The sequence below is a fragment of the Azospirillum humicireducens genome (assembly GCF_001639105.2).
GTDB classification, from domain to species: Bacteria; Pseudomonadota; Alphaproteobacteria; order Azospirillales; family Azospirillaceae; genus Azospirillum; species Azospirillum humicireducens.
On sequence record NZ_CP028904.1, the window covers coordinates 67394 to 88054 of the forward strand.

18 protein-coding genes and 2 pseudogenes are annotated in these 20661 nt (G+C 68.9%); 11 read left to right on the plus strand and 9 right to left on the minus strand.

All coding sequences use genetic code 11. From position 1 onward, the window contains the following. Positions 1-423: 423 nt before the first annotated feature. The 8 genes from A6A40_RS22440 to A6A40_RS30790 all read left to right on the plus strand — a co-directional run bounded on the left by A6A40_RS22440 (position 424) and on the right by A6A40_RS30790 (position 11192). The gene (locus tag A6A40_RS22440; RefSeq protein ID WP_236783965.1) at positions 424-2283 is read left to right on the plus strand and encodes an ABC transporter ATP-binding protein; all 1860 of its coding nucleotides are present in this window, start codon (positions 424-426) and stop codon (positions 2281-2283) included. Next, the gene (locus A6A40_RS22445) at positions 2280-4118 is read left to right on the plus strand and encodes an ABC transporter ATP-binding protein (protein ID WP_108548118.1); all 1839 of its coding nucleotides are present in this window, start codon (positions 2280-2282) and stop codon (positions 4116-4118) included. Before A6A40_RS22440 ends, A6A40_RS22445 begins: the two co-directional genes overlap by 4 nt. Then, positions 4115-4882: a TetR/AcrR family transcriptional regulator C-terminal domain-containing protein gene (locus A6A40_RS22450; RefSeq protein ID WP_108548119.1), complete on the plus strand. Its 768-nt coding sequence runs from the start codon at positions 4115-4117 to the stop codon at positions 4880-4882. Before A6A40_RS22445 ends, A6A40_RS22450 begins: the two co-directional genes overlap by 4 nt. A gap of 173 nt (positions 4883-5055) precedes the next feature. Further along, entirely contained in the window at positions 5056-6087 is a 1032-nt protein-coding gene (locus A6A40_RS22455) for a helix-turn-helix transcriptional regulator (RefSeq protein WP_158279343.1), read from the plus strand. A 168-nt stretch (positions 6088-6255) separates the two neighbouring features. Beyond that, entirely contained in the window at positions 6256-8544 is a 2289-nt protein-coding gene (locus tag A6A40_RS22460) for a TonB-dependent receptor (RefSeq protein ID WP_108548121.1), read from the plus strand. A gap of 43 nt (positions 8545-8587) precedes the next feature. Continuing rightward, entirely contained in the window at positions 8588-9844 is a 1257-nt protein-coding gene (locus tag A6A40_RS22465) for an MFS transporter (RefSeq protein ID WP_108548122.1), read from the plus strand. Between the two features lie 129 nt (positions 9845-9973). After that, entirely contained in the window at positions 9974-10942 is a 969-nt protein-coding gene (locus A6A40_RS22470) for a helix-turn-helix domain-containing protein (RefSeq protein WP_108548123.1), read from the plus strand. Positions 10943-11036: 94 nt separating this feature from the next. Continuing rightward, positions 11037-11192: a hypothetical protein gene (locus A6A40_RS30790; RefSeq protein ID WP_158279344.1), complete on the plus strand. Its 156-nt coding sequence runs from the start codon at positions 11037-11039 to the stop codon at positions 11190-11192. Positions 11193-11203: 11 nt separating this feature from the next. Here A6A40_RS30790 and A6A40_RS22475 read toward each other — a convergent pair whose 3' ends face one another. From A6A40_RS22475 to A6A40_RS22515, 9 genes and pseudogenes are all read right to left on the minus strand, one after another. Beyond that, positions 11204-13789: a putative bifunctional diguanylate cyclase/phosphodiesterase gene (locus tag A6A40_RS22475; RefSeq protein ID WP_236783966.1), complete on the minus strand. Its 2586-nt coding sequence runs from the start codon at positions 13787-13789 to the stop codon at positions 11204-11206. A 67-nt stretch (positions 13790-13856) separates the two neighbouring features. After that, positions 13857-14237: a methyl-accepting chemotaxis protein gene (locus A6A40_RS22480; protein ID WP_236783967.1), complete on the minus strand. Its 381-nt coding sequence runs from the start codon at positions 14235-14237 to the stop codon at positions 13857-13859. Between the two features lie 19 nt (positions 14238-14256). After that, positions 14257-14375, minus strand: a pseudogene (locus A6A40_RS32455) (EAL domain-containing protein); the annotation flags it as partial. A gap of 1 nt (position 14376) precedes the next feature. Beyond that, a pseudogene (locus A6A40_RS32330) lies at positions 14377-15577 on the minus strand (HAMP domain-containing protein); the annotation flags it as partial. Then, positions 15574-16068, minus strand: a complete 495-nt coding sequence (locus tag A6A40_RS22495; protein ID WP_236783968.1) for a DoxX family protein — start codon at positions 16066-16068, stop codon at positions 15574-15576. The pseudogene A6A40_RS32330 and the gene A6A40_RS22495, both read right to left, overlap by 4 nt. Positions 16069-16088: 20 nt before the next feature. Continuing rightward, positions 16089-16913: an HvfC/BufC N-terminal domain-containing protein gene (locus A6A40_RS22500; protein WP_108548126.1), complete on the minus strand. Its 825-nt coding sequence runs from the start codon at positions 16911-16913 to the stop codon at positions 16089-16091. After that, a complete protein-coding gene (bufB, locus tag A6A40_RS22505; RefSeq protein WP_108548127.1) occupies positions 16903-17808 on the minus strand; it encodes an MNIO family bufferin maturase in 906 nt (301 codons plus the stop codon). Before bufB ends, A6A40_RS22500 begins: the two co-directional genes overlap by 11 nt. A gap of 4 nt (positions 17809-17812) precedes the next feature. Continuing rightward, positions 17813-18115, minus strand: a complete 303-nt coding sequence (locus A6A40_RS22510; protein WP_108548128.1) for a BufA1 family periplasmic bufferin-type metallophore — start codon at positions 18113-18115, stop codon at positions 17813-17815. Between the two features lie 36 nt (positions 18116-18151). After that, a complete protein-coding gene (locus A6A40_RS22515) occupies positions 18152-18817 on the minus strand; it encodes a peroxiredoxin-like family protein (protein ID WP_236783969.1) in 666 nt (221 codons plus the stop codon). Between the two features lie 154 nt (positions 18818-18971). Here A6A40_RS22515 and A6A40_RS22520 point away from each other — a divergent pair, with 154 nt between their 5' ends. The 3 genes from A6A40_RS22520 to A6A40_RS22530 all read left to right on the plus strand — a co-directional run bounded on the left by A6A40_RS22520 (position 18972) and on the right by A6A40_RS22530 (position 20629). After that, entirely contained in the window at positions 18972-19919 is a 948-nt protein-coding gene (locus A6A40_RS22520; protein WP_236783970.1) for a LysR family transcriptional regulator, read from the plus strand. A gap of 96 nt (positions 19920-20015) precedes the next feature. Next, positions 20016-20270, plus strand: a complete 255-nt coding sequence (locus A6A40_RS22525; protein ID WP_108548130.1) for a type II toxin-antitoxin system ParD family antitoxin — start codon at positions 20016-20018, stop codon at positions 20268-20270. Beyond that, the gene (locus tag A6A40_RS22530; RefSeq protein WP_108548131.1) at positions 20267-20629 is read left to right on the plus strand and encodes a type II toxin-antitoxin system RelE/ParE family toxin; all 363 of its coding nucleotides are present in this window, start codon (positions 20267-20269) and stop codon (positions 20627-20629) included. The genes A6A40_RS22525 and A6A40_RS22530 overlap by 4 nt, the downstream gene beginning before the upstream one ends. Positions 20630-20661 lie beyond the last annotated feature (32 nt).

Here is a 20661-nt window from a genome sequence, read left to right on the forward strand (position 1 = left end):
CGACCGGCGCTCTGAGCGGCCGGGAGCTGGGGAAGGAGAATCGGCTAGCGTTAGACACCGGAGGCGCATCCGCGGACCGCTCCGCACCGGAGCATCTTTGCCCGCAGCGGGAGTTTGCCCGTCCGTCCTCCGTCGCCCTTGTGGAGCCGCCGCCCTCCGCATCATAACGAGAGGTGTTGCGAGGAAATGATAACCAAAGGTTTAGAAACACGATGTTGCAAATGATGGGAGCCGCTGCTAGGCTTTCATGCGAAGGCAACGGCTGCCCGTCGCCAAGTGCCGCCGATGGCCGCTTCCGTCAGGAGCATGACGGTGGATGACGGGGCGGCTTGTTCGCGCAGGTCCGACGATGGTGGATGCCCGGTTGGGGCGGGAGCCGGACCGACGGTGCGCATGCTGAAACCCCCACAACCGGATGAACGGATGGATCGGATGTCGGACGCGGCGGAGTGTCCCGCTGCGGTGAAACAGGCCGGGGCGGAACGCCGTCCCGATTATCTCGCCAGCTTCCGGCTGCTGCTTCGCCACGCGGCGGGGGTGCGGCTGCGGCTGATCGTGGCGGTGCTGCTCGCCACCCTGTCGGTGCTGTGCGAACTGGTGCCGGTCTGGGTGGTATGGCGGCTGACCGTCGCGGTGATTGACGGAACGGCAACGCAGGCTCTGTTCGCCCAGCAGGCGGTGCTGGCGCTGGCGGCGATCCTCGCCGGTTACGCGGCGCTGACGGCGGCGCTGGCCCAGTCGCACATCGTTGCCTTCCAGGTCATCCATGATCTGCGCATGGCGCTGGCCCGCCACCTCGCCCGGTTGCCGCTCGGCTGGTTCGCCGGGCGGCGGAGCGGCGGCGCCAAGGCTCTGGTGATCGACGAACCGGAGAAGCTGGAGCTGATCGTCGCCCACGGCATTCCTGAGGGGACGAGCGCGGTCGCGACCTGGCTGGCGGTCTCGCTCTGGCTGTTCGCGGTGGACTGGCGGATGGCGCTGGCCTCCGTCCTGCTCACGCCGGTCTCTTTCATACTGATGGCGCGGGCGATGACGCGGACCGGCCGCTTCGTCGCCGACTATCAGCGGGCGGGGGAGCGGATGAATGGGGCCATCGTCGAGTATCTCGCCGGCATGCCGGTGGTGAAGATCTTCAACCGCAGCGGCGAGAGCTTCGCCGGGACCGCCGACGCGGTGCGCGCCTACACGAACGTGGAGACGGCGATGGGGCGCGCCTACATCCCTCTGGGCAGCGGCTTCTCCGCACTGGTGCTTTCCAACATCGTCGTCATCCTGCCGGTCGGGCTGTGGTTGCTGGCGGCCAATGCCATCGATCTGCCGACGCTGTTGCTGTTCGTCATCCTCGGCGCCACCTACAGCCAGCCTCTGCTGAAGCTGTTCGGATTGTTCCAGCAGCTCGCCCAGGTTTCCATCGCGTCGATGGCGGTGGCCGACGCGCTGGCGGCCCCGCCGCAGCCCGACAGCGGGCGGCGCATCGAGCTGCCCAACCGCGACATCGTCTTCGAGGGCGTGCGCTTCGGTTACGAGGACGGGCCGGAGGTGCTGCACGGCATCGACGCCACGGCGCGGACCGGGACGGTGACGGCGCTGGTCGGCCCGTCGGGCTCGGGCAAGAGCAGCCTCGCGGCGCTGGTCCCGCGTTTCCACGATGTGCGGGCCGGCCGCGTCACGCTGGGCGGGGTGGACGTGCGCGACATCGGCCTCGACCAGCTGATGGAGGAGATCGCCTTCGTCTTCCAGGACAGCCTGCTGTTCTCCGGCACCATCGCCGAGAACATCCGGTTCGGAGATGCCCGCGCCACCGACGAGCAGGTGCGCGCCGCCGCCCGCGCCGCCCGCGCCGACGGCTTCATCGCGGCGCTGCCCGACGGCTATGCGACGCGGTTGGGCGGGCGGGGCGGCGTGCAGCTGTCCGGCGGCGAGCGCCAGCGCATCGCCATCGCCCGCGCCATCCTGAAAGACGCGCCGGTGATCGTGCTGGACGAGGCGACCGCCTTCGCCGACCCCGACAGCGAAGCGGCGATCCAGGAGGCCATCGGGGCGCTGGCGCGCGGCAGGACGCTGCTCGTCGTCGCCCACCGGCTGAACACCATCGCCGACGCCGACCAAATCCTCGTGCTCGACCGCGGCCGCATCGTCGAGTCCGGCCGGCAGGAGGAGTTGCTGGCCCGCAACGGGCTGTACGCCCGTCTCTGGGCCGACTACACCGAGGCGCAGGCACTGGCCCTGCGCCCCGACCGACGCCCCTGTGCCCTCAACGCCTGCGTGGATGCCGCCGAATGACCATCATTGCGCATTCCCATCGCCATGATCACGACCATGACCACGATTGCGGCGCTGCGCCCCGCTCCGACCTGGCGAGCCTGCGGCGGGTCTGGGGCATCGCCGGCCCGTTGCGCGGCAAGGTCGCGCGTGGAATCGTTTTCCGTTTCCTGCAGTCGATGGCGCTCGGCCTGTCCTTCGGGGTGGTGGTCTGGGTGGTTGCCGGGCTGGCCGACGGGCGGCCGATGACGGCCGGATGGGCGTGGCAGGCGACCGGGCTGATGGCGGTTTCACTGCTCGGCCAGCTTCTCTTCGCCTATCTCTCGACCTGCGAGGTGTGGATCGCCAGCTACGAGCTTGCCGGCCAGCTGCGGCTGTCGATGCTCGACCATCTGCGCCGGCTGCCGATGGGCTTCCATCTGGCGCGCCACAAGGGCGACACGGTGACGGTGCTCACCACCGACATGCAGATGGTCGAGGTCTTCTTCGCCGACGCTTTGCCGCGCATCGCCCAGGCGCTCGGGCTGCCGCTGGTGGTCTTCCTCGTCCTGCTGCTGCGCGACTGGGTGGTGGCGCTGGCCACCGCCTCCTCCGTCGCCGCGGCGGTGCCGGTCTTCCTGTGGTCGAGCCGCAGGCTTTCGCTGCTCGGCATCCGCCGCCAGGACGCCCAGGCGGAGGCCGGCGGGCGGATGATCGAGTTCGTCCAGGGCATCGCCGTGATCCGCGCCTTCAACCGGATCGCCAGCGGGCAGGAGAGCTTCCGCGCCGCGCTTGAGGACCTGCGCGACATCTCGGTCCGCATGGTGGTGACGCTGATCGTTCCCGTCGTCGCCATCGCCGTCATCGTCATGCTGGGTGCGCCGCTGACCATCTGGGTCGCCGGCCAGCGCCATTTCGCCGGGGAGCTGCCGGTGGGAACGCTGATCACCACGCTGGTGCTGCTGTTCTCCATGTATGCGCCGCTGCTGGCGTTGATCGGGGTCATGGAATCGACCCGCATCGCCGATGCGTCGCTGACCCGGATGGACCGGATCATGTCGGCGCAGCCGCTTCCCGTACTGGCGGCGCCCCATGCACCCTTCGGCTTCGCCGTGCGCTTCGACCGGGTCGGCTTCGGATACGCGCCGGGCAAGCCGGTGCTGCGCGACGTGTCCTTCACGGTGCCCGAACGTTCGATGACGGCCATCGTCGGGCCGTCCGGCTCGGGCAAGAGCACGATCCTCAACCTGCTGCCGCGGTTCTGGGATGTGGCCGGCGGCGCCATCACCATCGGCGGCACCGACCTGCGCAAGATGAGCGAGGAGCGGCTGAACGCGCTGATCACCGTGGTTTTCCAGGACGTCACCCTGTTCGCCGGGACGATCTTCGACAACATCGCCTTCGGGCGCCCCGGCGCCGACCTTGCGGCGGTGGAGGCGGCGGCTCGCGCCGCCCAGGCCCACGACTTCATCCAGGCGCTTCCCGACGGATACGCCACCCGCGTCGGCGAAGGCGGGGCCACCCTGTCCGGCGGGGAGCGCCAGCGCGTCTCCATTGCCCGCGCCATCCTGAAGGACGCCCCCATCGTGCTGCTCGACGAGGCCACCGCCGCCATCGACCCGACCAACGAGCGGGCCATCCAGGCGGCGCTGGCCCGGCTGGTCGCCGACAAGACGCTGATCGTGGTGGCGCACAAGCTGTCGACCATCCGCGCCGCCGACCAGATCCTGGTGCTGGACCGCGGCGCCATCGTCGAGCGCGGCCGCCACGATTCTCTGCTGGAGGCCGGCGGCCTCTATGCCCAGCTGTGGAGCCACCGGACGCGCGCTGCCGGCTGGAGGATCGCCAGGGAGGATAGCGTGGGAGAAACGGCATGACGGGGCACAAACCGGCGGAGACCCGCCCGGGCCGGCCGGCGCGGATCTCGCGCGAGGCCATCGCCGCCGCCGCGCTGGAGATCGGGCTGGCCGAGGTGACGCTGGCGGGCATCGCGGCACGGCTCGGTGTGGACCATTCCTCGCTCTACCGCCATGCGAAGGGGCGTGACGACATCCTGCTCGCCGCCGCCGATCTCGCCATCGCGCAACTCGACTGGCGGACCGACACCGGCGATTGGCGTGTCTACCTGGAACGGCTGGCCGAATCGCTGTGGGATCTCTACGAGCGCCATCCCGGCCTTGCCGACGTCCATCGCACGCTGGGCGACACGCCGGTCTCCGGCATCCGCGCCTTCGCCGAAGCAGTGCGGCGGCTGCAGGAGATGGGATTCGCGCTGGAGGATGCGGTGCTGGTTCTCGACAGCGTGACCGATATGACCGCCGACGCCTTTTCCGGCTGGCAGGCGCTTGGCCGCAGCGGAGCCCAGGGAACGGCCGCGGAAGGCGTGACCATGGCCGAAAAGGTCCAGCAGGCCTGGATGCGCGCCGCGGCCGAGGATCCCGACATCGCCGGTCCGGTCCAGGCGATGATGGGGGTGGTGCGCGGCACGCCGAAACGCTGGTGGGGCCGCAAGCTCGCCATGCTGCTTGACGGGGCTGCGGCGCTGCGGTCAGGAAGAGGAGGATCGTCAGGGGAGGAGATGAGCCGTCACCCTTCGCCGGGGAAGGGCGAACCATCGACACGGAGCGGAACTCTGAAATAGGACTTATTTAGTCCTGTATCTTGCCTGACGCTGAAACTCGGCTTAAGATTGCGGCAGGTGCGAGCAAGAGCCTTCGGTCCCGGTCAATCCGGGCGCGGTCAGCCAGCATGCCCGACCCTTCGGGGGCGGGCCTTTCTGAATCCGTTCCTGACGATTGGCATTCGGGTGATGGCATGACCGGCTCTTCCCTTCAGGCATCGGCGCACCGCGCCGCAGTGTCCACCCAGGATTTCCGCAAGGCATCGATGTTGTTCTGCGGCTACTCCCTGCTGCAGGCGGCTCCGGCCGCCGCATGCGGGGAAGAGAGGCCGCTGTTCGCAGGAATGCTGGGGGCATCGGCTCTGAAATCGGGAATAAACCTCAGCACCGCCCAATTCACCGCGCTGCGCGACAGCGAGCATTCCGCCCTCTTCCCGCGCTCTCTCAGCTTCGTGATGGCCCTGGAGGGGCAGTCGTCGGAGTTCGATCCGGGCAACGGCCGGTCGCGGATCGCCTTGAAGCCGGGAGAGGCAGCGCTGTTCAGCTTCTCCGACACGGTCGGCACCACCGGCCGCTATTGCCGGGGACAGCGCAGCAAGTCGGTGCTGATCCAGTTGCGCTCCGATCTGATCGCCGACGAGAGGCTGGCTGCATTCGTCGACGCCCGCACCCGCGAGAGCGGCATGCTTTCGCTAGGAACCTGCCCGCAGCTCAATTTCCTGTGCGGGCAGCTCTTCGACCCGACCCTGTGCGGGACGGCCGGTTGCCTGCTGCTGGAGAGCCGGGTGTTGGAGACCGTCGCCCGCGCCATCCAGAAGCTGGAACTGGACACACCACGGTCAGTGTCGGCGGCGGTGGCTCCCGCGGCGGCGAGCGGGCGCGGACCTAGCTCCGACGCAGCGAAGATGGCGCGGGTCCGCGACCGGCTGATGGCCGAGCCGGAGGGCGACCACAGCCTCGTCGCGCTGGCGCGCGAGGCCGGAGTCAGCGTGTCGGGCCTGAAGACCAAGTTCCGCGCGGTCTATGGCCAGACTGTTTTCGCCTTCCTGCACGATCTTCGGATGGAACGTGCGCGGGCCGGGTTGGAGAGTGGCGGCTGGACGGTGACGCAGGCCGCGCATTTCACCGGCTACCGCCACGCCAGCAACTTCTCGACCGCCTTCCAGAAGCATTTCGGGCGCTCGCCCGGCCGTGGCTGCGGCCAGCAGCTCTGTCCTCCCGCATAAGCATTCTGGCCTCGGGCATAAGCCCGGCCTGTGGCGGCGCCGTCTGCGGATCCACTATGGTTTTCCCGCAGTTTCCGCCACCCGGTGCCCATCGTCGGCGGTGCTCGCGACCGTGGCATGCCCGTGCCGTCAGGCCCGCCGCCGCATTTTAAGACCCTGGAGATTTGAATGCCGTTTGAAAGCCGGGCGCGACTGGCCGCGCGGTCGCCCAGTCATCTGTTTGCCGAACCGCTGTCCGTCGGTGGCGCGTCTTCCAAGGAGCCCGCCGCCGTCCGGTCGATGCTGCTGTCCGGTGCGGCCGCCGTGTCCCTGACGGTTTGGCTCGCCGCCGGTGCGGCCGCCGCGCAGGAGGCGAAGGCCGGCGAGGCCGCACAGCGCGCCCCCCAGCTTGCCGAGACGCAGGCCCAGGAAGCTCCGATCATGCTGGAGGCCATCACCGTCGGCGCCCGCCGCCGCGCGGAGCAGGCCATCGACGTGCCCGTCAGCCTCACCGTGGTCGGCGAGGAAGCCCTGAAGGAGCAGCATGTCGGCAAAGTCGAGGATCTGGCGCGTCAGGTCGTCGGCTGGCAGCAGCCGAACTACGGCGACGATCCCCGCACGGCCCAGCCGATCATCCGCGGTGTCGGCACCTTGTCGACCCTGCTGTCGCCCGACAACAGCACCGCCCCGACCTTGATCGATGGCGCGCCGCTGCCGGCCTTCGCCGCATCGAGCCAGCTTCTCGACATCGGACAGGTGGAACTGCTGCGCGGCCCGCAGGGCACGCTGTTCGGCCGCAACTCGACGGCCGGCTCGATCAATCTGACCAGCGTCGTCCCTGGCCCGGAAACCGAGCGCCGTGTGACGGTCGAGATCGGCACCGACGGCTACAAGAAGGGCGAGTTTCTGGTCGGCGGCGCCATCAGCCCGGACTTGTTCGGGCGCTTCGCCGTGCGGCTGAACCGGCAGAACGACTACCTGGAGAACGATCATCCCGGCCAGTCCGGCATCGGCGCCTACAACACCGGCGCCGCCAAATCCTCCTTCCTGTGGCAGGCGTCCGACCGCACCCAGGTGCAGCTGACCCTGGCCGGCGAGCGCGACCGCCGCGACACCGGCTATTCACTGCGCCTGCCCGGCCGCAATGCGTACCAGGAGGCGCCGTCCTTCCGCCGCGACATGGCCTATGCGACGCTGAACGTCTCGCACGAGCTCGACAGTTTCGCCATCAAGTCAACCACCAACTTCACCTATTACAAATTCAGCAGCACGGCCGACAACACCGACGGCTACCTGTTCAACGCCGCCTTCGGACTGCCGGTCGGTTTCTTCGCCTATGACCGGGAGATCGCCAAATCCGACGGCAAGGAGAACCAGTTCTATCAGGAGCTGCGGGCCCACTCGCTGAAGGGTGCGCCGCTGAACTGGGTGGTCGGCGGGGTCTTCTCCTACAACGATTACAACGAGGACTCCGAAGGCACGTCCAACTTCTTCCCGACCATCGGCGGCAAGCGCCACGTCAACCTGACCTCGACCTCCTCGGCGATCTACGGTGATGTCGCCTATCCCTTCGCCGAGCGTTTCGAGGTTGGCGGCGGCCTGCGCTACACCCACGACGTCAAGTCGATCAACCACCGCTACGCCGGCACCGGGGCGCTGGGCACCGTTTCCGCCTATGCCCAGGACAGCAGCCGCGACTTCGACATGTTGTCCGGCCGCGCCTCGTTGAGCTACAAGCCGACCGAGCACAGCCTTGTCTATGCCAGCGTCACCCGCGGCGCCAAGGCCGGCGGCTACCCGCGCTTCACCAACAACGCCACCACCGGCAACCCCGAGAACGGCTACGGCAAGACCGGGATCTGGGCCTACGAGGTGGGCATGAAGGCGGATATCGGTTCCGCGACCACCCTGACGCTGGCCGGCTTCCGCAACGACGTGACGGGCGAAGCGATCTTCGTCTACAACCCCGTCACCGGCACCTTCCCGATCGAGAGCTTCGATCTGAAATCCTACGGGGCGGAGGCGGAACTCCGCAGCGATCTCGGCCACGGCTTCTCGGTGACGGCGCGGGCGGCTTTGACCCGGGCGGAGATCACCGGCGCCCCGGCGTCGATGTCGAGCCATGTCGGCAACAGGGTTCCGAACGTCCCGACCTTCGACGGCGGCGTCGGGTTGAATTACCGCACGCCGGCCGATGGGCTGGGGCTGGGCAGCGATTCCGAGCTGACCGCGTCGGTCGCCTACCGTTTCGTCGGCAAGCGCGAGGCCGACACCGCCAACAACTTCAAGCTCGACGCCCAGAACATCCTCGACGCCCGGCTCGGCGTCACCGTCCGCAACGTCACGGTCTACGCCTTCGGCGAGAATGTGTTGAAGGAGACGGTGGACCAGCAGGGCTCCAACATCGCGCCCGGCGTGAACTCGGTGGTTCCCTCGCGCGGCCGCACGGTCGGGCTCGGCCTGAGCACGACCTTCTGAACGACCTGACCATCCAAACCGGATCGAACGCGGAGAGCATGCCATGAAGCGGTCGCATTGGGGGCTGATCGCCAGCCTCTACGTGACGCAGTTCCTGCCCGTCGCCTTCTTCTTCATGGGGCTCCCGGCGATCCTGCGGAAGGAGGGAATGGCGCTGGAGCAGCTCGGCGTCCTCTATCTGCTGGGTTTCGTCTGGGTCCTGAAAATCCTGTGGGCGCCGCTGGTGGACCGCGTCGGCTTCGGCCGGCTGGGGCACCACCGGGGCTGGCTGATCCTGACGCAGGGGGCGATGATCCTGATGCTGTTGCTGATCGGGCAGACCGATGGGATCGCGCAGTTCCCGCTGCTGGTGGGGCTGAGCCTGGTGCTGACGGTCTTCTCGGCGACGCAGGACATCGCCACCGACGCGCTGACCTGCCGGCTTCTGCCGGCGGAGCAGCGCGGTCTGGGCAACAGCGTCCAGGTCGCCGGCGGCCTGATCGGCATCCTGTTCGGCGGCGGGGCGCTGCTGGCGCTTTACCCGACGCTGGGCTGGAGCGGCTGCATGGCGCTGATGGCCGGGATTCTGGCGCTGAGCCTCGTGCAGATCCTGCTGTTCCGCGAACCGCCGGCGGACAAGCCCGTGGGAGCGCCGCGTCCGGGATACGCCCGGCTCTGGAGCTTCTGGCGCCAGCCGGGAACCGCCGGATGGGTGCTGGTGATGGTGACGATGCCGGTCGGGATCGGCATGACCTTCGGCGTGCTGACGCCGATGCTGGTCGATGTCGGCTGGTCGCTCGAACGGGTCGGCTTCGCGCTCAACATCGTCGGGTCGCTCGTCGGCCTCGTGGCGGTCTTCGCGGCGGGCTGGCTGCTCCAGCGCTTCGGGCGGCGGCGCGTGCTGGTCGCCGCGGCGCTGGCGCAGGCGCTGATCATCCTGTCGGTGCTGCCGCTGGCGGGAGGCGCCAGCAGCGAGATGGTGGTGATGCCGTCGTTGGCGCTGGTCTTCCTCATCCACAACCCGCTCACCACGATCCTGGTCACCATCATGATGGACCGCGCCGGGAAGGGAACGGAGGGCACCGACTTCACCGCGCAGTACAGCCTCTACAGCTTCATGGGCTTCCTGTCGGGTGCCATGGCGCTGCAGATCGCCGGGGCGGCCGGCTATCCGGCGATGATCCTGTGCGCGGCTCTGGTCGCCTTCGTCGCCTGGGGACTGGCCTTCCGCCTCTATCGCGAGGCCGGTGGGGAAACGGGGGCGGTACATCCGGTCGATGCGGGCGGATTGCTGCCCGAGACGGGAGGCAGGATGCGGTGAGCCGCGCATCGAAGTAAGGGTTCAGATAATGCCAAGACGTAACTCAGGATTTTAAAATAAAAATCCCGCGATCCACGCGGGACCGTGTCGACTGCGGTGACGGCATGACCATACGGGAGTGGTTTATCCATGAAGCACGAGCATGAAGGGCAGACGGTGGACGGGTCCGCCGACCTCGGTACGCTGACGACGTTGTCCTGCGGCAGCGCCTATCGGGTGAAACATCTGCGGGTCGACGGCAGCATCGGTCTGTTGACTCTGACGGGGACCATCGAGCGCGATTGCCGGGTCTTCCTGCCGGCGATGGAGGATGGCGTCCTGATGCTGTTCTCCCAATCCGGACGGGCGACCCTGATCGCGGACGGCATGGAGGCGTTCGCCTGCTGCGAGGCCGGCGCCGGCCGGCTGGTCTATCACCGGACCTTCCAGGGCGCTCTGATGCTGCACAAGGCGGCCGACCTCTCGCTGGTGGCCGTCAGTCTGCCCTTCGATTTCCTGTGCCGCACCCTGAACAGTCGGCTTCCCGAAGCGCTGCGCCGGGACGCGGAATCCGACCGGCCCGACTGCTTCCAGGACGAGATCCGGCTGTCAGCCGCGATCCAGTCGGTCCTGCACCAGATTGCCAGCGTCCGGCTGAGCGCGGACCTGCAATCGATCTTCCTGACCAGCAAGACCTACGAACTGATCGCCCTCGGTCTCGAACAGTTCTGCCTGGGGAGCTGCCCCTGCGGGCTGTCCGCGGCGGACATCGCCCGGCTGAAGAAGGCCCGCGACATCCTGGAGGAGAATCTTGTCGACCCGCCCTCGATCCTCGAGCTGGCGCACCGCGTCGGGATCAACGACTGCAAGCTGAAGAAGGGCTTCAAGGCGCTGTTCGACACCACCCCCTTCGGCTACCTCAAGGAGCGGCGGATGATCGCGGCGCGCAGCGCACTGCTGGAGGGGGCGGTATCGGTCACCGAGGTCGCCAACCAGGTCGGCTACACCAACCTCGGCCATTTCGCGGCTGCTTTCCGCAAGCAGTTCGGGACCCCGCCCAAGGGCTTCAAGAAGCAGTCGCAGGACAAGCTGTACGGTGCCGCCAAGGCGCTGAACTGAGAGAGTTCTCGATGGCCGTGCCGTCGTGCGCTCTCCCCGGCGCCGCAGGTCTTCCGGGCCGGTTCGGCCCCCATCGGGAAGGAAGGCGTCAGCGATGCATGCGAAGTCGGCAGACGCCTGGACCTATGACCATGGCTTCGGCCAGGATCAGGTCCGGCCGGAGGAGTTCCGGACGCTGCTGCCCGCCGGGCTGGGGCTGCTCCATCCGATCGTCGAGGCGCGGCGCTGTCCCGGCGGACCCGTCTGCTGACCGGCCGGTGGTCAAGCCGCAGTCGACAGCAGCGCTTCGGCATCGGCCACGGACAAGGGGCGGGCGAACAGGTAGCCTTGGGCGTAGTCGCAGCCGATCCCGGTCAGGACCGCCCGCTCCTCCTCGGTCTCGACCCCTTCGGCGACCACCTTGAGCCCGATGCGGTGGGCCAGTTCGACGATGCCGCGCAGAAGCGATTCCTGCCTGGGGTCGCTGCCGAGCGCGCTGACGAAGCTCTTGTCGATCTTCATCACGTCGAACGGCAGGCTGCCGAGATGGGACAGCGAGGAATAGCCGGTGCCGAAATCATCCATGCACAGCGCCACGCCCAGCGCATGGAAGCGTTCCAGGATGGTGCGGGCCTGATCGTGGTCGGCGACGGTCATGCTTTCCGTCACTTCGATCTTCAGCCCGTCGGCGCGGCCGTCGGCCAGATAGTCCAGCATGTCGTCGACATAACGTTCGTCCCACATCTGGCGGGCCGACAGGTTGACGTTGACGGTCAGGGCAGCGCCCCCGGCCATGCGGCGCCAGCGCCCGAGCTGTTCCACCGCCCGTTCCAGCACATGGCGGCCGAGCGGCAGAATCTGGCCGGTCTCCTCGGCGATCGGGATGAACTGGGCCGGGCTGACCAGACCGAGGTCGGGGTGGCGCCAACGCACCAGCGCCTCGAACCCGGTGAGCCGCCCGTCGGGGAGCGACACGATCGGCTGATAGACCAGGAAGATGTCGCCGGCCTCCAGAGACGGGGTCAGATCGCGTTGCAGGCGGCTGCGGATCAGGATCGCTTCGCGCAGGGAGGCGTCGAACAGCACGGTGCGTCCCTTGCCATGTTCCTTGGCGCGGTAGAGCGCGATATCGGCGTCGCGCAGCAGGCTGTCCGGATCGTCACTGGTTCCATCGTCGACCGCCAGTCCGATGCTGAGTCCGACCCGCAACTCCATGCCGCCGGCACAGAGCGGGCGCTGGAAGACGGTCTCCAGCGCCTGGGCGCGGGCGATCGCCGACTCCTGTCCGGTGGGAACCGCGATGACGAACTCGTCACCGCCCAGCCGGACGACGAACTCTCCCGGTTCCAGCAGGCCGGCGATCCGCTCCGCCGTTGCTATCAGGACGCGGTCGCCGACCGCATGGCCCAGGCTGTCATTGACGACCTTGAAGCCGTCGAGGTCGAGAAACAGCAGCGCCAGATCGCGCCGTCCGGTGCCCTGCACCGCCTGCCGCTCACCCAGCCAGCGGATCAGATAGGCGCGGTTGGGCAGCCCGGTCAGGAAATCGTGGGTGGCCTGATGGACCAGCCGGGCTTCGTAGGATTTGCGCTCGCTGACATCGGCGGCGGAGCCGGCGAGCCGCGCCACCCGGCCGTCCGGACCTGCAGCGACGATCCCGTGCAGATGAAGCCAGCCGATGGCGTCCTTCTCCCCGTCCTTCCGTGCCCCGTCCGGGGGGAGGACGCGGAACTCCACGTCGAAGCTGGCGCCATCCGCCCCCTGTTCCCCCTGCCGGATCGCGGCGAGCACGGCATGCCGGTCGTCGGGATGGACATGGGCCAACAGTGCGGCGATGCCGGGTTCCCCACCATCGGCAGGCAGGTGGAGCATCTGGCGCAGGCGGGGCGACAGGTAAAGGTCGCCGCTCTCCAGATCCCAGTCCCACAGCCCGTCATTGGCGGCGGCGGCGGCCATGGCATAGCGGCGCTCGCTCTCGCCCAGCCGGCGGCTCTTCTCCTCGATCGCAGCGAACAGGTCGCGCAGGGCGATCCGGCTGTCCTCCAGGCTGCGGCCGAGAAGCCCCAGCTCGTCGTGCCGGAAGCCGCCATGTCGGGCGTCCGATCCCAGCCGCTTGCCCCGGCCCCAATCCGAACTCTGGAAGGGGCGGTCGAGGTCACGGCGGGCCAGCCGGCGGGCGTCCTCCACCAACCGGCCGAGCGGACCGACGATGCGGCTGCGGGTGAACCACACCGCCGCGCCGGCCAGCCCCAGGACCAGCACGGCGATGATACCGCCGCCGACCGCCATCAGCCTTTGCAGGTCCTCGATGTCGTTCAGGGTGGCGGCGGTCAGGCGGGCCCGCTGCGCGCTGAGATGGCTGTTCAGCGCCGCCAGCCCCTTCACCGCATCTCGGCGGCAGGCGTCGAACGCCTCATCGGGGATGGCTGCGGCCGGATCCTCCATCTGCACCTGGATGGCGTCGAGAAAGGCGGCGATGGCGGCGATGGCCCGCGCCTCGTCCTCGCTGGGGGTGACCATGTCGCGGTAGATCGCCAGATTGGCCCGCGCCAGGGCCAGGGATCGGTCCAGCGCCGCATGATCGCCGGCACTTGTCCTATTGCCCTCCCGGAAATGGTCGATGACGCCGCCGAGGCCGAGATGCCCGCGCACCTCCGACAGCGCGTCGGACTTGGTGGCAGCCTGCAGATCGTAGTCGCGCCAGCCGTCGGCAACCGCATCCATGCCGCGCATCAGTTGCAGCCCGACCGCCATCATCGCGCCAAGACAGACCACCAGGGCCGCCGCCAGCAGCAGCGCCGAGCGCGCGATGGTCAGGGTCCGGCGGCCCGTTCCGGGGATGGCCCGCTGGCCGGTCTTGCCGGGCATGGCTCCGGATTCTTCACTGACAATGTCGGTCACGCCGGCCTTCCCTCTTCCCCGCAGCCTATGGAGATCACGCGCGCAGCGCCTGGGAGAAGCTGTGTGCCGCACCCTCCAGACGCCTGGTCTCGCTGCCGAGCGATTGTGCGGACGAAAACATGCTTTCCGCAACCGTTCCAGCCTGTTCGGCGGCCTGTGCGACCTCGGAAATCGCAGCGCTGACCGCTCCGGCCGCTCCGGCGGTCTCCTGGATGTTGCGGGCGATCTCGCGTGTCGCCTCGTCCTGCTGGGTGACGGCGTCGGCGATCTCCTGCGCCATGCGGCAGACCTGCTCCAGGCTCCCGCCGATGCCCTGGATGGCGCCGACCGCACCGTCGGTGGCGTTGCGGATCGTCGCGATCTGCTGGGTTATGTCCTCCGTCGCCCGGGCGGTCTGGTTGGCGAGGTTCTTCACCTCCTGGGCCACCACGGCGGCCGAGCGGCAGAATCTGGCCGGTCTCCTCGGCGATCGGGATGAACTGGGCCGGGCTGACCAGACCGAGGTCGGGGTGGCGCCAACGCACCAGCGCCTCGAACCCGGTGAGCCGCCCGTNGGCTGGCAACGGTGGCGGAGGAGCGGTCGGCCTGTTCGACCGCCGCCGTGGTCATGGCGACCGAGCCGCGCACCCGCTGGCCGATCCCGGCGATGGATGCCGACAGCTCCTCGGTGGCGGCGGCGACCGCCTGGACTGTTCCGGCGGTGCGGGCGGCGGCGGCGGAGACCTCCTGCGTGCTGCCGATCGTCCGGGAGGAGGAGGAGGCCAAATCCTGCCCCGTGCGGTGAAGCGCGCCGGCCCGTCCGGCCAATGCGGCGGCCAGCGCACCGATCTCCGCCTCGAAGGAGCGGAGGTCGCGTTCCAGCGTCTCCTGGCGCCGGCGCGCCTGTTCCGCATCGGCGCGTTCGCGGTCCCCCGCGGCGCGCAGCCGGACGAGCCCGTCGCGGAACACGCCGACGGTGCCGGCCATGGCGCCGATCTCGTCGCGGCGGCCGGCCAGCGGAACGGCGCTGTCAAGATCGCCGCCGGCCAGACGCTGCATATAGGCGGCGAGTCGGGCCAGCGGATGGACGATGCGGTGATGGGTGAACCACAGGAACAGTCCGGCGATGGCGACCAACAGCACCAGCGCGACGCCGCCGCCGGTCAGCACCGTGCCGTTCAGCGTGGCGATGCTCTGGCGGTTGGCTTCGCCGAGGGCGGCACGCGCCCGCGTCAGTTCGCCGTTCAGCGTCCGCATGGCCGCCACCGCCGGCGCGGTGTCGAGTGCGGCGGTGCGGGCCAGCCGGTCGAGCGGGGTGCGCGCCGCCACCGCGGCTTCCGCCTCGGTCAGCTTGCTTTCCATCTGCGCCAGTGCGGCGGCGATGGTGTCGATCGCCGTGCCCTCGGCCGGGCTCAACTCGCCGGCATAGCGATAGACCTCCAGATTGGCGGCGGCGGATTTCAGGCTCTGCCGCATGTCGGCGGCGCGGGCCGGATCGCCGGTCAGCAGATAGTCGCCGAACCGGTGGATCACCCCGCCGAACCCCAGCGCCCCGCGCAGGTCGGACAGGGCGTCTGCCTTGGCCGCGGCCCCCAGGTCGTAGGCGTTCCAGCGCTCGTCCACCTGCCGGATACCCTGCACGGTGACGACGCTGACCGCCAGCACCAGCAGAAGCACGGCGACCAGCCCGGACGACAGCAGCCAGCCGAGCCGGGCGATCTGCCGGTGTGCGGAGACTTGAAGACCATTCGGGAAACTGTTCTGCGTCGCGGTCATTGGCGGTCTCCCATCCGGCGGCGGCTGAAGCGAAGAAGCAAATGGTCGACCGACAGCCGTCCGCCGCCGCGAACGATCAGGCCGGCGAGCAGCAGCATCCAGAAATAGTGTTGCGGATTGCTGAAGGCCGGGTTCGCGGTGCCGAGCACGAACTGGATCACCAGCGCCATCGCCAGCAGTGGCACCGCGGCCAGCCGCGTCGCCAGCCCCAGCACCAGCAGGACCGGCATGGTCAGTTCGGTGGCCGTCGCCAGCAGGGCGGCGACCTCCGGAGGCAACAGCGGCACCCGGTATTCCTCCTGGAACAGGAAGAGGGTTGCCGGCCAGTCGCCGATCTTCTGCAGGCCGGAGCGGAAGAAGATCGGCGCCATCGTCAGCCGGACGGCGAGGTCGAACAGAGGCGCCGCATGGCGGTCGAGCCATCCGGCGACATGGTCGCGAATGTCCGACAGCCGGGCAAGCCGGGCGGGGAGCGCCCAAAGCTGAGCCAAAGAGCTTGCGTTCGATGACGTCATGGGTCGATCCCTTCGCGTCCGGTGAAGGAGAGGGGCCGGTCCAGTGCGAAACCGGCCAGCAGCCGGTTCTGCAACAGCAGCGCCAGCAGGGATTGGAGGTCGGCTCCGGCCGTCGCCTCATCCGCGGCGGCTTCGTCCAGGGTGGCACCGGCCAGCAGCCCGGCGGCGAGCGCGCCATCGGCCGCAGTCAGCCGGGTGCAGCGCACCTCGCCTCCTGCGGTGCAGTCGCTTCCGTCTCCCGGAACGCGGCCGACCAGGACCGTTTCCGGCTGCGGCGCCGGCATCGTGGCGTCATCCTTCCACAGCGCGTGGATGTTCCAACCCGACCGCACCAGCCGCAGCGACGGGTGGGGAGCCAGCCGCAGGGAACCCGCCTGCTCCGGCGGGATGGCGGCGAGCCGGGCGAGGTCGAGCGGCTCGGCGTCGGCGGCGAACAGCGCCTCGTGCATCGCCCAGTCGAGCCGGGCGAGGTCGGGCGCCCAGGGTGGAACATTGTCGGGTGGTTCAAGGTCGGCCAGCCAGTCGGCGAAGCCGGCGCCGTAGCTCCATAGCATCGGAAGGGTGGGCGGGGCCTCCGAGGCGAAGCGGCAGGCGAGCGTGGTGAAGCGCTGCTCGCCCAGCCGCACGTCCATGATCCGGTGCAGCGTGGGATGGGCATGGCCGAGAACGGCGGCCAGCGACCCCATCACCGTGTTGCGGTAGACCGCCAGCCGTCCGGCCGGCAAATCCGCGCGCAAGGCCCCGGCGACCGCGGGATCGCCGCGCAGCAGGAAGGCGGCGAAGTCGCGCTGAAGCGTCGCAAGTTTCGCGTCAGCCGGCACAGTGGACCTCCGGGTTCTTGGCCGGCATTTCGAATTGTCGCATCCGGGCATCGAGCAGCCGCTGCGCTCTCCCCGCCTCGGCCAGGAGGAGGTCGAGCGGCGGCAGGTCGTTGTCCCATTCGATCAGCACCGGCCGCGGCCCGACGCGGTCCAGCACATCGGCATAGAGCGCCATCACGGCGTCGCCGACCGCGCTGCCATGATCGTCGATCAGCAGCTCCTCGCCGCCGACCGTCATGCGGGCGTGTCCCGCGAGATGCAATTCGCCGACGGCGTCCGCCGGGATGGCAGCGAGCCACGCCGTCCGGTCGAAGCCGAGATTGACCGAGGAGACGTAGAGGTTGTTGACGTCCAGCAGCAGGCCGCAGCCGGTGCGGGCCACCAACTCCGCCAGGAACTCCGCTTCTGGAATGACGCTTTCGGCGAAGGCGATGCAGGCCGCCGGGTTCTCGACCAGGATGCGCCGGCCGAAGACGTCCTGGGCATGGTCGATGTTGCGGCGGACCCGGTCGAGGCTGTTCTCGGTGTAGGGCAGGGGCAGCAGGTCGTTGAGGTAGGTGGCGTCGGTGACGCTCCAGGACAGGTGTTCGGAGATCAGCCCCGGTTCCAGCCTGTCGTAGAGCGCGCGCAGCCGCATCAGATGGTCGGGGTCGAGTCCCCCGGCGCTTCCCAGCGACAGGCCGACGCCGTGGCAGCTTACGGGCAAGTCGCGGCGGACCCGCAGGATGCCGGTCAGACGCGGACCGCCCGGAACCAGATAGTTTTCCGGATGGATTTCGACCCAGGGGACCGGGCAGCCGGCCGCGACGAACGCCTCCCGATGCGGCTCGCGCAGGCCGATGCCCGCGGCGGTCGGCACCGTCGGGGCAAAGGCGGAGGAGGACGTCGCGGCCATCGCCTCAGCCCTTCTTCTTCGGGTTGGCGCCTTCGAACGGCTTCAGCGATCCCATCTCCGTCTCGCAGGTGCCGGCCTTCACCAGCTTCCAGTCGCCGCCGTCATAGGTCAGGTTGGTGTTGCCGGCGCAGGAATGCAGGCCCTTGGCATGGGCGCAGCCATTCTCGCCCGGCTTGGAGATGCCATAGCACTTCTCCATGTTGGACTGCGCGGCGGCCGGGCCGGCCATCAGGGTCAGGGCGCCGGCCAGCGCGCCGGCGACGGGGAGCAGGGTCAGGCTCTTGGCGACGGTCTTGGTGGCGGTCATGGTCGTGTTCCTCTGTTGCGGGATGGCCGGCTTCGGTCAGGATGCCGGTACGCGGTCGTGCAGCAGGTCGATGAGGGCCTGCGGCTCCGGGCGTTGGGTGAAGTCGGCGTCGACGGCGGCAAAGCGCACGACGCCGCTTGGCGACAGCAGATAGGTCGCCGGGATCGGCAGATGCCAGGGCTCTCCTGGCGGGCGGCCCTGGCGGGCGTTGAGGTCGAGGCCGCGGTCGCGGTAGAGATCGCGCAGATCGTCCGGCACGCGGTAGACGAGGCCGTAGCTGCGCGCCACCATCGCTCCCCCATCGGACAGGATGTCGAAATCCAGCGCGTTGCGTTCGGCCAGGGTCAGGCTGTGGTCGGGCAGTTCCGGCGACACCGCGACCAGCCGGGCGCCCCCGGCGGTCAGTTGCGGCAGCGCCAGCTGCATGGCCCTGAGCTGGGCGCAACAATAGGGACACCATTCGCCGCGGTAGAACAGCAGCACCACCGGTCCCCGTTCGAGCGTCTCGTAAAGCGACACGGTGCGGCCGAGATGGTTCGGCAGGGCGAAGTCGGGAGCCTGGAGTCCCGGGCGCATCGCTCCGAACTCGACTCCGCGCGCCTTCAGATCGGCGATCACCCGGTCGAGCATCGCCATCACCTCCGGCGACATGGTCTTGCCTGCCTGCGCCCGGATGCTGCGGAGTTGGCGTTGAAGTCGCATCGGGCGTTTCCCTGTCGGCGTGTTCCTGTATCCGATCCTGTCAAAAGCCGGATTTGCGAAACATAGGGGGACACGCACAATATCTTTGCGCAAAATGCACGAATGCGCCCGGCGCCTGGCGGGCGGTAACCGGGGCGGGGGATCGGGGGAAGAGATGGATCGGCTCGACGATCTGACGGTGCTGGTGGAGGTGGTGGACAGCGGCAGCCTTTCGGCGGCGGCGGAGCGGCTCGGCCTGTCCGCATCGGCGGTCAGCCGGCGCATCGCCCAGATGGAGAACCGGCTGAACACCCGGTTGCTGGCGCGCACGACCCGGCGGATCGCGCTGACCGACGCCGGGGCGACCTTCTGTTTGCGGGCCCGCGCCATCCTGGCTGCGCTGGACGAAGCGGAACAGTCGCTCTCCGAGATGGGCGAGGAGCCGCGCGGCACCTTGCGCATCACGATGCCGGTGATGTTCGGGCAGATGCTGGTGGCACCGCTGCTGCCCTCCTATCTGCGCCGTTACCCCGGCGTTTCGCTGGAGGCGAGCCTGAATGATCGTGTGCAACGGCTGATCGACGAGGGGTTCGATCTGGCGATCCGGGCCGGGCGGTTGGCCGATTCCAGCCTGATCGCACGGCGGCTGCGGCCGTTGCGCCGCCATGTGGTGGCCAGTCCGGACTATCTGGAACGGCGCGGCGTGCCACAGTCGCCGGCCGATCTCGCCCGCCATGATTGCCTGACGCTGCTGTCGGGCTCCGGCCGGTCTGAGTGGGAATTCATGGTCGGCGACCGGCGCGAGATCCTGCGACCGACCGGCGGCTTCCAGGCCGACAGCCTGTGGCTGCTGCGCCATGCCGCAGTTGGCGGGCTGGGGCTGGCGCGGCTGGCCGACTTCATCGTCGAGGACGATATCCGCGCCGGGCGCCTCGTCCCGGTCCTGTCCGCGCTGGAGGTGACGGACGAGGCCATCCATGCCGTCTATCCGGCGACCCGTCATGTCTCGCCGAAGGTGCGCAGCTTCATCGAGCATCTGCTGGCCGGGCTGGGCCGACCGGGATCGGCCGACCGGATCGGCACCCCGGAGGCACCAACCGATGAGAGGGATGGGGCGTCATGACGGGTGCCCCGGAAGGGAGGGTTCGCCAAGCCGGCGAATTGACAAATTTTGCCATTGCCCCTATGTCTGTCGCCTGATCGGACTCAGGAGCCTTCCATGGCGACGATGAATGTCAGTCTTCCGTCGGAAATGGTCGACTTCGTCGAGCATGAAGTGGCGACGGGCGGCTACGCGTCGTCGAGCGAGGTGGTGCGGGAGGCATTGCGCCTCCTGCAGCGGGACCGTGCGCAGGAGCAGGAAAAGATCGCCATCCTGCGGCGTGAAGTCGCTGCCGGCTTGTCTGCGGCGGCGCAAGGCGACTTCTCCTCACGGTCGGCCCTGGACATTGCCGAGCAGGTTGCCCGGGAATGAGTCACCTGCTCACCGGCCCGGCCGAGCGTGACATCCTGGACATCCTGCGCACGACACGGACACGGTTTGGAACCGCCCAGCTGCGCACCTATGCAATGCTGATCGACAAGGCGATCCACATGGTTGCAGAGGATCCCGACCGGCCGGGAATGCTGCCGCGTCCGGAACTGGGGCCCGACGTTCGCCTGTTCCATTTGGAGCTTGCGGCGGGCAGGCGCGGTGCCGCCGCGCACTGCCTCTACTACACGACCGGCCTGTTGCCGGGAGGGACGGTCGGCACGATCATCCTGCGCGTGCTGCATGAGGGCATGGAACCTCGCCGCAAGGTGGCGCGATCCCTGACAGGTCCGGCTTCCTGACTGATCGGCAGCGTGTTGCACGGACGCGACGG

Coding starts and splice junctions, on each gene's coding strand:
- A6A40_RS22440 (WP_236783965.1), top strand. CDS start 424: ATGGATCGGATGTCGGACGCGGCGGAGTGTCCCGCTGCGGTGAAACAG.
- A6A40_RS22445 (WP_108548118.1), top strand. CDS start 2,280: ATGACCATCATTGCGCATTCCCATCGCCATGATCACGACCATGACCAC.
- A6A40_RS22450 (WP_108548119.1), top strand. CDS start 4,115: ATGACGGGGCACAAACCGGCGGAGACCCGCCCGGGCCGGCCGGCGCGG.
- A6A40_RS22455 (WP_158279343.1), top strand. CDS start 5,056: ATGACCGGCTCTTCCCTTCAGGCATCGGCGCACCGCGCCGCAGTGTCC.
- A6A40_RS22460 (WP_108548121.1), top strand. CDS start 6,256: ATGCCGTTTGAAAGCCGGGCGCGACTGGCCGCGCGGTCGCCCAGTCAT.
- A6A40_RS22465 (WP_108548122.1), top strand. CDS start 8,588: ATGAAGCGGTCGCATTGGGGGCTGATCGCCAGCCTCTACGTGACGCAG.
- A6A40_RS22470 (WP_108548123.1), top strand. CDS start 9,974: ATGAAGCACGAGCATGAAGGGCAGACGGTGGACGGGTCCGCCGACCTC.
- A6A40_RS30790 (WP_158279344.1), top strand. CDS start 11,037: ATGCATGCGAAGTCGGCAGACGCCTGGACCTATGACCATGGCTTCGGC.
- A6A40_RS22475 (WP_236783966.1), bottom strand. CDS start 13,789: ATGCCCGGCAAGACCGGCCAGCGGGCCATCCCCGGAACGGGCCGCCGG.
- bufB (WP_108548127.1), bottom strand. CDS start 17,808: ATGGCCGCGACGTCCTCCTCCGCCTTTGCCCCGACGGTGCCGACCGCC.
- A6A40_RS22510 (WP_108548128.1), bottom strand. CDS start 18,115: ATGACCGCCACCAAGACCGTCGCCAAGAGCCTGACCCTGCTCCCCGTC.
- A6A40_RS22515 (WP_236783969.1), bottom strand. CDS start 18,817: ATGCGACTTCAACGCCAACTCCGCAGCATCCGGGCGCAGGCAGGCAAG.
- A6A40_RS22520 (WP_236783970.1), top strand. CDS start 18,972: ATGGATCGGCTCGACGATCTGACGGTGCTGGTGGAGGTGGTGGACAGC.
- A6A40_RS22525 (WP_108548130.1), top strand. CDS start 20,016: ATGGCGACGATGAATGTCAGTCTTCCGTCGGAAATGGTCGACTTCGTC.
- A6A40_RS22530 (WP_108548131.1), top strand. CDS start 20,267: ATGAGTCACCTGCTCACCGGCCCGGCCGAGCGTGACATCCTGGACATC.